The sequence below is a fragment of the Calyptranema fuscum S582 genome (genome assembly GCF_055793305.1).
In genome coordinates this window covers 34,638-49,479 of the sequence record NZ_JBSLYH010000041.1, presented here as the reverse complement: position 1 = coordinate 49,479, position 14,842 = coordinate 34,638, and the positions used below count along the sequence as shown (strand labels likewise).

8 protein-coding genes are annotated in these 14,842 nt (G+C 48.2%); all 8 read right to left on the bottom strand.

Annotated features, from left to right (window positions below; translation table 11 throughout):
- Window positions 1-12: 12 nt before the first annotated feature.
- The 8 genes from ACR6Z4_RS23560 to ACR6Z4_RS23525 are packed head-to-tail and all read right to left on the bottom strand — an operon-like array spanning window position 13 to window position 14,730.
- Entirely contained in the window at window positions 13-432 is a 420-nt protein-coding gene (locus ACR6Z4_RS23560) for a type II toxin-antitoxin system VapC family toxin (RefSeq protein WP_479719776.1), read from the bottom strand.
- Between the two features lie 2 nt (window positions 433-434).
- On the bottom strand, window positions 435-695 hold the full coding sequence (locus ACR6Z4_RS23555) for a CopG family transcriptional regulator (RefSeq protein WP_479719775.1): 261 nt from the start codon (window positions 693-695) through the stop codon (window positions 435-437).
- A 36-nt stretch (window positions 696-731) separates the two neighbouring features.
- On the bottom strand, window positions 732-4,718 hold the full coding sequence (locus ACR6Z4_RS23550; protein ID WP_479719774.1) for an Eco57I restriction-modification methylase domain-containing protein: 3,987 nt from the start codon (window positions 4,716-4,718) through the stop codon (window positions 732-734).
- A gap of 10 nt (window positions 4,719-4,728) precedes the next feature.
- Entirely contained in the window at window positions 4,729-8,781 is a 4,053-nt protein-coding gene (locus ACR6Z4_RS23545) for an Eco57I restriction-modification methylase domain-containing protein (protein WP_479719773.1), read from the bottom strand.
- A 25-nt stretch (window positions 8,782-8,806) separates the two neighbouring features.
- Window positions 8,807-10,213, bottom strand: a complete 1,407-nt coding sequence (locus ACR6Z4_RS23540; RefSeq protein ID WP_479719772.1) for a transglutaminase domain-containing protein — start codon at window positions 10,211-10,213, stop codon at window positions 8,807-8,809.
- Between the two features lie 24 nt (window positions 10,214-10,237).
- Window positions 10,238-13,066 (bottom strand): helicase-related protein, encoded by a 2,829-nt coding sequence (locus ACR6Z4_RS23535; protein ID WP_479719771.1) that lies wholly within the window; start codon window positions 13,064-13,066, stop codon window positions 10,238-10,240.
- 16 nt (window positions 13,067-13,082) lie between these two features.
- Window positions 13,083-13,685 carry a HEPN domain-containing protein gene (locus ACR6Z4_RS23530; protein WP_479719770.1) on the bottom strand — a complete coding sequence of 201 codons (603 nt, stop codon included), beginning with the start codon at window positions 13,683-13,685 and terminating at the stop codon, window positions 13,083-13,085.
- Window positions 13,686-13,695: 10 nt separating this feature from the next.
- The gene (locus tag ACR6Z4_RS23525; RefSeq protein ID WP_479719769.1) at window positions 13,696-14,730 is read right to left on the bottom strand and encodes a ParA family protein; all 1,035 of its coding nucleotides are present in this window, start codon (window positions 14,728-14,730) and stop codon (window positions 13,696-13,698) included.
- Window positions 14,731-14,842 lie beyond the last annotated feature (112 nt).

Here is a 14,842-nt window from a genome sequence, read left to right as displayed (position 1 = left end):
TAAGAACTGCTTTTAAGGATCGAGTAGAAGGTTTTGAAAGGGATTGGTGTTTGCCCATCGGTAGGTACTAAAGTCTCTGCGATCAACGGTCAAGATCCGCCCGTGCCCTAAATGTTCTGCTAGAACAATAAGAGAGGCATCAGCAAGATCCATTGGTAGATTTTCATATTGCTCCATCAGTTGGGTCATGCGTTCCAGATGATGACGCTCTAACTGGAAGATCTCAAATACGTCCTGGCATAGGGCTTTGAGAAATTTGCGCTGTATGGTCAGGTTGGTTAATTGAACGAGCAGGTAGCAGGTTTCTGTAATAACTGGATAGGTTGTTATTAATGGTTCTGAGACTTTTCCGAAGGCTCGTTGTGCGGCTATATGATGAGTATCGCGTTTGTTGAATAAAGCTAAAAACGCACCTGTATCAACAATAATCATGATTATTGAGGGGGATATTTTTGATCGAGGTATTCATGAATGATTGTTTTATAGTTACTCGATAAATCTGGACTCCCTTCAAAGCATCCCACCAGTCCATCTTCTTGAAGAACTTCTAGAGGAGATTTTTGTGTGGGTTTAAGTTGCTCGTAGTATAGATCGATCGCTTGATTCAAAATTTCGGTAACGTCTTGCTGGGTCTGTGCTTGGATGTAAGCGAGTTTTTCAGCATGATCGCTATCCAGTTGGGCTGCAATCTCCATTGGCTTCACCTCCAAATTAGTTGAACCATCCTCATTTTACTGTTCTGGTCGAGGGGAATGGGCAACGCTCGGATCGGCAGGGGGTGGATCGAGCAGGGTTTGATAGGGTTGCCCCGTTTTCATTGCTTCTGCCATTGCATCGTAGATTTCTAGAATCTTGTCTTTGGTGCGATAGTGCTCGTGTTTCTGCTCGTCTTTGCGCTTCACAATAGGAAAGGTTTCCATGATGTAGTCTACGTCGTCGCGCTGGATGCCGTAGAGGTGGAAATAGGCAGCATCGAGTTCGCAGCGCAGGAGGAAGCGGCGTTCTTCATCCCAACGGAAGGGGGCACCGTCGTAGCCGCAGTCTTGGGCGAAGGCTTGGAGATCCCAAGCAGTGTAGGTGAGTTCAAGAACACGAGCGACTATCCAATCAATTAATGGTTTATCAGCCCATTCTCTAAATGTTTCTACTTGTGCTGTTTCTAAAATTGGAAGTTGCTTCCATATCCATTGATTAAGGTGTACTCCAGGTATTTTTTGCCTTGCCACATAGTCATAAACATACGAATTCATGGTGGCACAAAGCAACATAGCATTGTTAGGGCTTAGACTTTCAACAATGGTAAGTGAATTGCTGCATGGACGATTTGGGATAATAGCTGCAATAGAAGTTCGTATATCTGTAGCGCGCGCGATATCCCGAAAAACTAAAAACCAACTTCCGGGAAAACGTTCTGACTGAATATTTTTATCGAGCCAATACCTACACTCAACTGTTATCCAAGGATTTTCTAAGTTGTTAGATAGCAACTCAATAGTATTTCCCTTTTGAACCTCGCCTGCGGAAAGCCCAGAAAAGGTGCTATATCTATGGTTGAATTGGTGAATCAATTTTGATTCATATAAGGGTAAATAAACTTTGTTATCAATTTCTATACATCCATGTAAGTCAATTTCCTGGCTTGATTTCAATAAATCACTTTTACTAAAGAATAAGCCAGAGTCATTAGACATGTTGAAGGGAGTTCTGGGTATACCAGGAAAATCTTTAGCTGCTTTGTGCAAACACCAGGCTTTTACTCTTGTATAGATAGATTTTGTTAATTCTGCTTCATGATGATTTCTGAAAGTTGGACAAGTTTTTGTATTTGGATTAATTGATAGAAATTCAGCAGCATTTAGAGTAAAGTGCCGATCTTCTTCTTTAAGGTGTTCGATTTGTGATAAATAAAAGGCAAAATCAGCAGCAGGAATTTCAGCACCGTTCCCAGCAGCACAGAAGAGGCAAAACTTATATCTACTATCAACAGCAGCGAAAATTCCATCTCGGTTTTCAAAATCCCAAACACTGATTAGCCGATTGCTTGTAACCAAATACTCAAAAAGCTCCTTATTGTTGTCATCAGTTGCGATACCTGAAGCAATTACAAGCCCTACCCTTCCCTTAGAAGAAAGATTACGTAAAGCTAACTCAGCAAAAACTGAATATAGGTTGATTCGGCTTACACCAGTAAGTGGGAACACACCACTCTGACGAAAAATTAAGCTCAGACGATCATGATACTCCTGAGTTTCCTTGTAACCCTGGTAATCTTCAGGAAAAGACTCTTTCAAATCTTCAATTAATTTCTTCCGTTTGGCTTTGTTAGAAGCTTTTGCGATTGGAGGATGCGATTGAGCAAAGTATTCTTCATCCTCAAGGTTAATCTTTTCCCAAGGCGGATTACCCAACATTGTGTCAAAGCCACTACTCCATCCTGCTTGTGCATTTTCGGCAAAATCTGATACCTGAAAAACATCAGGAAAAGTCAAGTGCCAGTGAAAGAACTTGTATTGATCGCGCAATCGCTCAACTTCTCGTTTCATCCAATCTGGTGCATTAAATGGATTCCGCTCAATCTGCCGAAACACTTCATCGGTGATTGGATACAGCACGTCTTCTGACTGCCGCTTCTTCCACACAAATGCTGCACACCAAGCATCTGCCCAAAAACGACTAAACAGATAGGGTGTAGACTTCACATACTCCTCGTACTGCGTCTGTTTCCGCTGTACTCCAGCAATATCATCATCCGCAATCTGGTTCAGGTTAACCAAACTCGTTACCAAATCACCTAACCGCTCCCAGGGTTCATTACGCTCATCCAGTAGCGTCAACTGTCCCTTTTCCCGCTCCTGCTTATTCTGCTTCTTGTACTTGCTGCAATATGCCTTGTCATCCCCCTCGATCGGCGTAAACGCCTCATCCGGAATCCCCTTCCGCAGCAGAGCGGGTGTTGCCCCCAGCAGGCTATTTCCACACTGGATGTGATGCTCCAAAAACGACAGGGGCTTGCCTGGTTCCAGCGACTCCATCCACAACGCCACCTTACACAACTCCACCGCCATTGGGTTCACATCCACCCCATAGATGCACCGCCCAATCACATCCCGCAATGCCTTCTGCGTTGCCTCTGGTGATGGTTCCTCATCTCCTGTACGAATGGCAGCCAACCGCTTCGCCATCCGGTGCGCCGCTGCAATCAAAAAGTGACCGCTACCGCACGCCGGATCGCAGATCTTGAGATTGAGAATTGCCGCTTCTGGGTCAGCCTGCTGAATTGCCTCATCCACCACCGGATCTAACGCCGAATCCAGCAAACACTGCACCAGACTCTCTGGTGTGTAATAGCTGCCCGTTGTCTTCCGCTCATTGCCTGCTGCCGTCGTCAGCGTAAACGTTCCGGCACTCACATTCAATTCTGGGTGCAGTTCCAGCAATGCCTCATAGACACTGCCCAACTCCTCCGATCGCAAATTCTTGTAGTCCACCGGACGGCGACCATGTTTGTCCCTAATAAACGCGAGTGCCCGGATCGCCTCTAGCAAATCAGCATTGGCAATCTGACAAGACACCACATCCGCTACAAATGCCTCTGACCACAGCAAACTGCCCAACGCAGGTAAACCCAACTCCTGACAGCCCTCACTGCTGCCTAACTTCTCCATCACCAACCGCAAGCCAAAAAACAAATCGGCATGGCGGGTGCCCCGTCGCTTTTCTGCCAGAGTACGGAGTCGAGCCGTTGAGTAGTAGAGGGTGTAGCGTTCCCGTGCTGCCACATCTACTTTCGGGTCTAGCAAAAATCCCCGGTCTTCTGCCACAAACAAAAACAGCAGTCGATAGACCAGCCGCAGCAGTTGCCGATAGTAGTCCTGCGTTGAAAGTTGCCCTGACTGAAGTTTCTGGCGCAATTCCCGGTTCACAGGATGGGAAAGAAACCCCTGACCGAGGGTGGCGATCGCCACTTCTACCCCTCGCCGCAGTTGATCCAACGCACGGGTTCCCTGCTCCTGTGCCGTCTTCGACCACTTCTCCAGCCAGCACTGCTCCGGCTTCTCCGTTTCCACCCTGGACTGGTGACACAGCAACCACAGCAACACGAAATCTGCATAGACCTCGCCTGCCATCATCGCTTCCAGGTCAAACTCCACATACGCCTGCCGCGTCAAGCTGACGTTATCCCGCAGAATGCGTAGCTGCCGACCATTGGAAAGAAACGCCCACAGATGCTCCTGCGATCGGTTCAGTAACTCCTGCACCAGGCTATAAGGACTGCTCCGCGCTGCCCCTGCCACCCCTGCCGTCCGCCGATCCAAATCCACGCGCCAGCCCACCAGATGAATTGGTGTATGCAGCCAGCCATGAGAAATCGGGTAATTGCGATTCTCAATCTCGATCGCTTTAGCGGCTGTCAACCGACCATAGCCAAGCTCTTGAAATAACGGTAGGAGGAGGCGATCGCGTGTCACACTTGTTCCCGGATCATTCGGTGGCAACTTCTCCAACGCCGCTTTGAAGCTGACCCAGGCACCCCGCAACCGACTCCAAGAACGGTTAATTGCCTCATTCAGCTTTTCCCCTTCCAACAGATGGTAGGAAGTGGGCGAAAGCCCATTCAGGTCTTTATCCCCATCCACAATTCGCTGCAACAAATCCGCTGGAAGAATCGCTCCTTCAGTCCGAACAGTGGTAAAGATATTTTTGCTGCGAATCGTCATAGTCCTGAACCTAACTTGGGGATTTGGAAGAAGAGGGCTGGATGGTTGCTTTACCAGAGGGATGAGCAACGCCTAAATCAGCAGGCGGTGGGTCGAGTACGGTTTTGTAGGAATGTCCCGTGCGTATGGCTTCCGTCAGCAAGTCATAGACATCCAAAATCCGGTCTCTGGTTCGGTAAAACCCGTGTTTCTGCTCATTCTTCCGTTTAATGATGGCGAAGGTTTCCATGACAAACGCTACATCCTCGCGTTGCAGGTTGTAGAGATGGAAATAGGCTGCATCTAACTCGCATTGCAGCAAGAAACGCCGCTCCTCATTCCAGTGGAATGGCGCACCTTCATAGCCACAGTCTTGAGCAAATGCTTGTAGATCCCAGGCGGTGTAGGTTAGCTCTAGCACACGGGGGAGAATCCAATCCTTGAGTTCAAATGCCCTATCCCATAAACACTGCTGCTTGTAGGTGGAGGGAATCAGGGTCGGCAACTGACGCAGAATGTAATCGGATAAATGATTGCCAGGAGTTCCCTGACGACAGATGAAGTCGAAGCAGAAACTATTCCAGTTTGCTAATAGGCAAAACATAGCAGACGGCTCATGGTTGGCAAACAGAACTGTACGAACGCTGGATAGGATCGCTGATTTTGGCATCACACAAGCCAGCATCGTTCGTGTGTTCGTGGCGCTGGTGACATCCTTGTACCCGATAAACCACTCATAGGGATAGGCTGGCGGGATGCGGCGATCGACTTCTTGTGGGGATGCCCAGTAACGGGGTTGTGCTAAAAACTCTGGATCTTGACTTTCTTCATCCGTAATTTCGATGCTGACCCCAGTCCGAAAGATATTTTTATCAGTCGTTGCCGCAGAACATTCTCGATGGTTAAAGAGGCTAATCATCCTGGCTTCATAGGTTCTTACTAGGGGAGTGCCATTCAGTTCTGAAGAGGCATACAGGTAATCGCCATCGGTACTCTGGTCAAACAACCCTTGCACAATTTTGATATTCCAGGTGTCTTCGCTGCTAGGTTTAGGATGACCGAGAATGGGAACTTGGTTGTAGATATGTTTGGCGATCGCATACTCCCGTCGAGTTCTAAAAATTGGACAGGTCTTGGTATGAGGATTCAGAAGTTCAATATCTTCAGGCGTAAGTTGGATGTGGCGCTCCTCCAAATCCAGGTCTTCAATTCGATGGGCAAAGAAGACAAAATCACCCGGTTCAACAGGACGACTCCGACCTGCCAGAGTCATCAGCGCAAATCGCATTCGAGAATCGACATCTGGAAACAAAGTGCGTTCTCGATTCTCGAAATCATAAAAGCTCACGAGAGAGCCTGAATCAATCAAGTCCTGGAAGAAAAACTTGGTTGTATCGGTTGTCGCCAACCCAGAAGGAACGATACAACCCATCAATCCGTTTGAATCCAGCAGTAGTCGATTAGTTTCAGCAAAAATGGCATAGGTGTTGATGTCTCCCCGCCCACACAGCGGAAACCGTCCAGACTGATGGACAAAATGGCTTTCTCCCTCAGCCTGTCGGCACTCATCCATAAACAGAGCGTACAGATAGGGATCTTCCGTTTGAAGAGCTTGAATCTTGCGCTTTCGTTCCGCTGAACTGACCGTATTGGAAATATCAGGACGATAGGCAGAAAACCATTCCCGCTCCTGAAGTTTGATACGCTCCCAAGGGGTATTTCCCAGTTCCACATCAAACCCTCCTGACCAACCGACCTGGTTATTCTCTACCTCTTCCTTATGCTTCGGCACTTCAAAGATATGGGGAAACGCAATATGCCAATGGAAGAAGTGATATTGCTCCTGGAGCCGTTCTACCTCTTGCCGCATCCAGTCCGGTGCATTGTAGGGGTTTTGCTTTATTTTTCGGAACACCTCATCGGTGATGGGAAACTCTAACTCCTGGGTCTTCTTCCACACAAACGCGGCACACCAGGCATCAGCTCGAAAACGGCTAAATCGATACTCTGATGACTCCACCAGGGATTGATACTTTTGCTGTTTGAGTTGAACCTGGGCGATCGATTCATCGGGAATCTGATCCAGTTCCTTCATCGCAGCCGCAATATCCTCCAACTGCTGCCAGGGTTGGTGTTCCGGTGCATAGATAGCAATATCCTCTAGCCATCCCCAGGGTTTTGAAGACGGATCAACTAAGGTCAACTGCCCTTTCGATCTCTCTTCCTTGTTTTGCTTCTTGTACCTGGAGCAAACACCCTTCTCATCGCCCTTAATGGGATTGAAAGCCCCATCGGGAATGCCCTTTGCCATTAAAGCGGGTGTCGTTCCAATGAGTGAGTTTCCCCACTGAATGTGGTGTTCCAGGAATGGCAACGGTTTACCTGGCTCCATTGCCTCCATCCAGAGTGCCACCTTACAAAGCTCAACCGCCATCCGGTTCACATCGACTCCATAGATGCACCGTCCAATGACCTGACGTAGAGCAGTCCGAATAGCTTCTGGGACAGGTTCCTCTTCTCCACTACGAATCGCAGCCAATCGCTTTGCCATTCGATGAGCCGCTGCCGTCAGAAAATGCCCACTGCCACAGGCAGTATCACAAACCTTCAGGTTGAGAATCGCTGTTTCTGGATCAGGTTGGCGACACGCCTCTTCCAGCACTGGGTCAAGGGCTGAGTTGAGCAAACATTGAACCAAATTCTCAGGCGTGTAGTAACACCCCGTCATCTTGCGCCGATTACCCGCTACTGCTTTTAACCGAAACGTTCCAGCATTAACATCAATGTCAGGATGTAACTCCAGTAACGACTCATAGATGCTGCCTAGTTCCCGCGATCGCAGATTCTTGTAATCAACAGGTCTTCGCCCGTGACGATCGTTGATGAAGGCGAGCGATCGCACCGCATCCAGTAAAGCCGAATTCGCAATTTGACATGGCTCAAGGGCTGGGATGGCTTCATCTGACCACAAAAAGCTTCCTAAAGCAGGCAATCCTAACTCAGAGCAACCTTGCCCACCCAGGCTTTTCATCACCACCCGCAACCCATGAAACAGATCACTATGCCGTGTTCCGCGCAAACGTTCTGCTAGCGTCCGTAGTCTGGTTGCCGAGTAATAACGAAGGTACTGTTCCTTAACGACTGGGGCAGCAGCCGGATCAAGGAGAGCATCCCGGTCTTCAACCACAAACAGAAACAGCAGACGATAAACCAGCCGCCGAAGCTGGTGATAGTACTCCTGGTTGCTGAGTGCACCAGACTGTAGAAGTTGCCGTAACTCTCGATTATGCGGGTGGGACAAGAACCCCTGCCCGAATGCCGTAATTGCCGCTTCTACGCCCTCGCGCAATTGCTCTAGGGCACGAGTGCCATGATCCTGAGCTGCTTGTGACCATTTCTCTAACCAGCAATGCCTGGGTGTTTCTGCTTCAACCCTGGATTGATGGCACAACAGCCACAGCAACACAAAGTCGGCATACACCTCTCCCGACATCATCGCTTCCAGGTCAAACTCGACGAAGGATTGTCGAGTCAGACTCACATTATCTCGAAGAATGCGGAGCTTACGCCCATTGGAAACAAAAGCCCAAAGATAAGCATTCGAGCGGTTCAGTAGCTCCTGCACCAAGCTATGGGGACTACTACGTGCCGCACCTGCTGCACCCGCCGTCCGTTTGTCTAAATCTATCTGCCAACCCACCAGATGAATCGGCGTATTTTGGTAACTGTGGGAGATGGGGTAATTCTTGCCTTCTGTAGCGATCGCCCTTGTTAATGCCAACCGCCCATACCCAAGCTCCTGAAATAGGGGAAGGAGGAAGCGATCGCGCGTAACACTAGTTCCCAAGTCATTAGCAGGCAATCTTCCCAAGGCTGCTTTGAAACTAACCCAAGCCCCCCGCAGTCGAGTCCAAGAGCGGTTAATCGCTTCGTTAAGCTTTTCACCTTCTAGCAAGTGATAGGATGCAGGGCTGAGACCATCCAGGTCTTTATCTCCATCGACGATACGCTGAAGCAAATCTGCCGGAAGAATTGCCCCCTCCGTGCGAACTGTGGTGAAGATGTAGGTTCCCCGTAGTCTCATTCTGCACTCCTAGCCCATTAAGGGGTTAGCTTTTGTTGAACTCAACCTGCCCAACATAGTCATACTGTCCAGCTCGATCATCTCCACTAAATAGGCTTACCTCATACGTTCCTAAACCTGATAAAGAGCAAGAGATTTGGTTGCCTTGAATGGGTTGTTCCAGGCAATTTTGAGATTGCCCGCCTCCTTTAGGGCTGTAGCTAGCCATCAACCACTTCTGGCGTGGGTTTTCGATTTGTAGCAGTGCATTACCCTGCACGTCCGTCTGCGATCGAGTTGGAAAGACAAGCTTCAACCCATCAGCAAAAAACTGAGGTCTTAGCATGGGCTGCCTCAGAAACTCACCACGGGTTAGAGGGGTTTGTAATAACTGCCATGCTGAATCGTCTGGGAAATGGCTGATTGCCATTACATTTGGTGGTGGAAATAGATAGCTTGTCTTGTACTGCTTAGTAAAACCTGAGCGATCGACATACCCACTGTCCCAGGTGGCATCAATCAGATACCAATTCCCATTTACCTTTGCTGCATTCCAGGCGTGTCCTTGACCATTTAAGTCACTGGTTTGACTGCGAGAATCGCCCACAACATAGATGATTTCCTCCCCTGCCGCTTTTCCTAAAGCCTCCAGCAGTTTGGCGTAGCCAGCACAAACTGCTGTTCGCCGCTGAAAAACGGTTTCTGCATCTTGAGGAGGGTACTGCCCAGCAAAATAGGAAGGGGCATCATAGGCAATGCGATCCGCAACATAATCGTGCAGCGCCTTGATCCTCTGGACAGGGTCTTTCTCCTGCTGAACAATGTATTGAGCCACAGATTCAATACTGGTTTCCACACTGGCTGGCATATTTGCGACAGCAGGATGTATGCCAACTTCCTCCCACGGCCATTGGCTGGCTTGTTGTGAAGGTTTGGGAGTTGGTGTTGAAGTTTGATTGGTAGAAGGCTTTGGTTGAACGAGTGTCGAGTCTGCGTACTGCTCAAATGGGTTTTGATGGAAGGACAGATAAAGCCATTCCAGTTGGTTAGCCAGATAGAATAAACTCTTTCGTGTGACTTCAACGGCTGTTCCCTGACGACCTTCTAGTATCCAATCTCCACGAGTAGAGAGGGCTAGAAATGAAGTTTGAGGGCGAAGTGCTAGCAAGCAGGCAATGAACAAAAAGTTGAGGACGAGAGTCCGTAGGGTGATGCGATCGCCCCACGACAAAATTCCAGAAGCCTTACGCTTTCGATGTCCCCACAAATCCCAAACAATCGGAATCAGCGGAAACAGCAGAATTCCCGAAAAAACGGTGAGCCAGACAGGACCATTGATATACGCAACCAGAGACGATGCTAACCACACTCCCAAAATTGGCGTGGAGAAAACAAAGAAGTAGAAGCCAAATTTGAGTAGAGCTATCGGTAGGTCAATGAAAAGGAAGCGCATGACAATCGCCTGTTGCTGAAGAAACTAGGAGGGGAGTGAAGGCAGGTAGATAAAAATTCCTAAAACATCTGGTGGGAGTTGCGGCTCAACTCGGTAGCTGACCCCTTTCATACGAGCGGCTGTCCGAACTCGACGATGGGCATCCAGGAGTTCCTGTCCCCGGCTCTCAGCCACTTGCTCCAGGTGAGGACGGAGGTGGTCGAAGTTATCAATTACCTTCTGTAAAAAATCCCTCGCCTGGTCAGCCCCGATATTGGCATCTGAACGAGCTTGCAGTAGTTCCTCCGCCATTGCACTGTCCAACCATTCAGCATTTTGAGGAGAGCCTGCAAAGACCAGCAGTTGGCAATCTTCAGCAAGTAATGGATGTTCCATCTCCCCTCGCTTTGTCAGGATGTGGTAGCGAAACCGCATAAGCAGTAGCGTGGTGCGTCGCTCTACCTGGCGAGTACGAATGGCTCCACATCGTTTAGCAACACCATTCCCAAGTGCATCCAGAGCACTGTCCATAACGTAGGTCGCTAAACCTTCTACAACGGGATGAGTTCGGCTGAGGTACAACTGATTGTCCTGCACAGGTAGCTCGAACCTTGCTTGAAACTGCTCGTAGCCGCCGATCGCTTCCTGTAGAGCCTTTGGGGTCTCCTTCAGGTTAAAGAGTATGCCCTTACGTTCTGCTTGAACGGTGCCGCCATAAATTTTCAGAGCTTCTTGAGTGAAGCTTTCAACATCAACCCCTGAACCGATTGCAGAACGAACCGCTCGTAGTTCCTGAGCCACCTCCTCAACCTTGATGGTTTCCTGGGCAAATATAGTACGCGATCGCTTCTCCCGATCCTGCGCGGCTTCCCATTGCTTAAACAGTTGATCTTTCTGTGGTTTGTAGAAGCTGTCATCAAACAACGTCAATTGCTCCGAGTCATTATGGGATTGTCCGCGCAGGAGCAGCCCCTCAAAAATCGCTTCTACCACCTGATCGGTATCAACCGGAACAGGGACAGAGATACCCAGAGAACTACGAATCGTTCGGTGTTTTCGGATCAACACGTCCAGCACAATGCCATCAACCTGGTTATCTGTGCCGTAGTAGGTCAAAACTCTCACCTTATCGTTAGCTTGCCCATAGCGATCGACCCTCCCCTCCCGCTGTTCATGGCGAGTCGGGTTCCAGGACAGGTCATAATGCAGAATGGCATTGAAGTCCTCCTGTAGGTTAATACCTTCACTCAGGCAATCCGTACAGACTAAGACTCGCTTTTGGGCTTCTGCCAATTGCAAAACTCGCGCTTCCCGTTCTTTGGGTGGCAAATTACCCGTTACGGCTGCCACTTCTACCCCTTTAAGGGCGTTCCTCAAGTGCTCAGCAACATATTCTGCTGTCTGTATAAACCGACAGAAAACAATGGGCTGGAAACCATCTTTGAGGAACGCTTTGACTAAATCGATCGCCTTCTGAAGTTTTGCGTCTTTTCTCCCCTTCAGTCCCTCGGCTTCCCGCGCCATACGAAGCAGGCGATCGCGGTTCTTTTGCTCATCTGTTGCCACCTCACCAATATCGCTCCCTGGTGGGACATCTACCCCTTCTGCTGCTTCATCGTCCATTAAATCCAGTACCGTACGACGACCCACTTCATCTGCTGCTTCCGGAGTATCCGTGTCTGTTGTGTCTGCACGGTTTCGCAGGGTTGCGACGGCTGCTGCTGGACTGGAAGCTAGGGAACGTAGTAGTGCCAGAGCAGACCACCACCGTACCCGTTGACGAAAGCGATTCCCCTCTGCCGGATCTTGAACCGTTTCGCGGGCATACTTCAGAACCTTCTCGAACAGCTTCTTGTAGTCTGACGAAAGGGTGTAAGTCTCTTCCTTGTCCTCCCGAACAGGGAATGGCGTATCGGCATCCAGGTAATGCTGAATGTCTCCTCGTCGGCGTTGGACAAGATGAGCGGCAACCTGACGGCGATACTGCTCGTTTTCCTTACCCGTCAGGTCTTCAGGCAGATTTGTAAAGCCAGGATTTAGAAGTCGCAGCAGCGATCGAAACGCTTCCTCTTTACCACTGTGAGGAGTTGCCGTTACTAGAATCAGGTGGCGATCGAGGTTGGCGGCAAGACCAGAAATGAGTTGATGACGTTGATGCCGCCCTCCACGCCCCTCTCCCGTCGAAGCGCAGGTGTGAGCCTCATCCACAATCACCAGTTCTGGGCAGGTGCGTAGAAACTCTTCCCGCCGATGCTCAGACTTGATGAAATCAGTAGAGACAATCACATAGGGATAAAGGTCAAATAGTGATTGTCCTAACCGACAATTGCGCTCCAAACGAGTTGCAGTACTGGGAAGTACCAACTCAGCTTCAATATGGAATTTCTCCAGTAACTCCCGTTGCCACTGCTCTGCCAGATGAGGTGGACAGAGAATAGCTAACCGTTCCACTTCTCCTCGATCCAGCAGTTCTCGTGCGATCAAACAAGCTTCAACAGTCTTACCAATCCCCACGTCATCGGCAATCAACATCCTGACTGGATCGAGCTTGAGTGCCATGAGTAGAGGCACAAGCTGGTAGGGACGGGGTTCAACGGCAATCTTGGCAAACGAGCGAAAGGGTCCAGCACTGGAGCGGAACCCTAATCTCACAGCATCCCGCAGTAATCGGCAGGAGCGATTATCTCCAGGTTGGGTTGGATCAGGTAAATCAAACTGAGCGGGTTCAACCTTCTCTAGGGGAATGTAGATGCCTGTTACTTCATCTTCAGTGCCACCTAGAGGACGCAGAATGAGCATTTCATCGGTGGATTCGGGAAGAACTACCCACTCGCGATCGCGTGCCTTAACTAGTGAACCAACTGCAAAAGTCATAATGAAAATTCCAAAGCTACCAAGTTAAAACCACACCATAGTTTGTTTGAATATGCTGTTTCATTCCACCATCAGTTACAGAGACAAGAAAATTAAAAAAAACTCGAACATCATCAATATTTTTTGCTGTGAGCCTGACTTTTCCTGTCGATGTCTGATTCCACGACATTGCAGGGATAGGAAAACCATGAGCAAAGCTATGTCTTACCTGAAGAATCTCATTTAACCTCTGCCGTGTAGCTAATGCACTCATCCCTCGTCTAGTCCAAATCCAGTCACCAATGGGGTCATAACCAGTAAATTTAGCTAAGAGATTTCTTGAGTTATCTGAATTGGGAGTATTAAATTTCCCTACCGATTCTTCTGCGACATCCCTTGCAATAGAATGAATCGAATTGAATTTGAAGTTTAGAGGATCAGCAGTTACGTTAAAAAATTCTCGTATGAGGTTCTCAACGTATACCTCCCATCCAGCAACATATGCAGCTAAAGCAGAATGATAATAAACCTGAGTTTGATATTCAGGCAAAGAACCGAGACGGTTATCAGTAGCAGTATCTCTGAGAATCTTGGCTTTGTTAGCAGCTTGTTGATATTTAGCCGAAGGCGGGGATGGCATAAAAACCTCCCTACAGACAGTCCACAAACTTTCCAAGAGCTTCTCGATATCTATCAAGCGGTTCTGGATTAAGCTGCACGCGTTCACCTGCAATCTGTTTGGGACCAGCCTTGAGTTTGTGTAAGGGAGTACCAGTCGTGCCTGATACTACACAGGCACTATGATAATCAGGAATCTGAATAAAATTCTTGCTCGGTATTTCTTTGGGGTTAGCATATATCTGCCGATGATTCTCGTGTATTGAGTCCATTGTTTGTTTAATGTTTTTACTAGCTGCTTCAAAAGCTTTACTAGCCTTACCTTCATACAAAGTCACACGATTACTGATGAAGGTATGAAGTTTTGGAACTGATATTCCATCTTCTTTGGCACGTTTTGCAAACGTAATTCGAGCATACGCTTCAGTCTTCTCATCAGCGATGCCATAGAGAAGCGCAACAACGTTTTCAATCGCACGTCGTGAACTGTCATCAGCGGTAAAAGGTACAACCACATAATCTGCTGCTGCAAGAGCTAGCTGAGTATAGATTGAAAAACTTGGATTGCAATCGAGTATGAAAACAGTCTCTCTATCACCACTAAGTTCACGAAGTGCAACCGTTAAATCACGAATCCAGTTTAAAACTTGTTTCCATGCATTTACAGGAATGGAAAGCTGAGAGGTTTGTCGAATTGCTTCAGAAATAATTTCAAGAAGATTATCTCCACACACTAGTCTTAAGTTGTCTGGTATGTTTGAATTTGATATCTTAGGCTCAAAAAGGAATGGGGATACATCATCAATCATCCGAAACGGAGAATTAAGACGTGCTTCAAGATATCCGGCAACAGTTGCACGAGGAGTTTTGTCAAGCAAATTATTCATCGTGCTTGTACCTTTTGGATAACCTCCCAAAAGAGTTTCTGACACATTTGCTTGTGGGCAGAGATCAATAACATAAACATCAGCTTCTGGATGACGATGTGCATACTCTGCTGCTGCAATGAAGCAGAGAAAACTCTTTCCAACTCCACCCTTGTTATTCCAAAATGCGTATGCAGTCATCCAGTTTAGTCCTTCTTTTGGTTGGTAATGTGGTAGAAGCCCGTCTAGAGCGTGGAACCCTTCATTTTAGTTATAGATGTATTGGGCTTTAATGTACTAGAGTCATCCGATC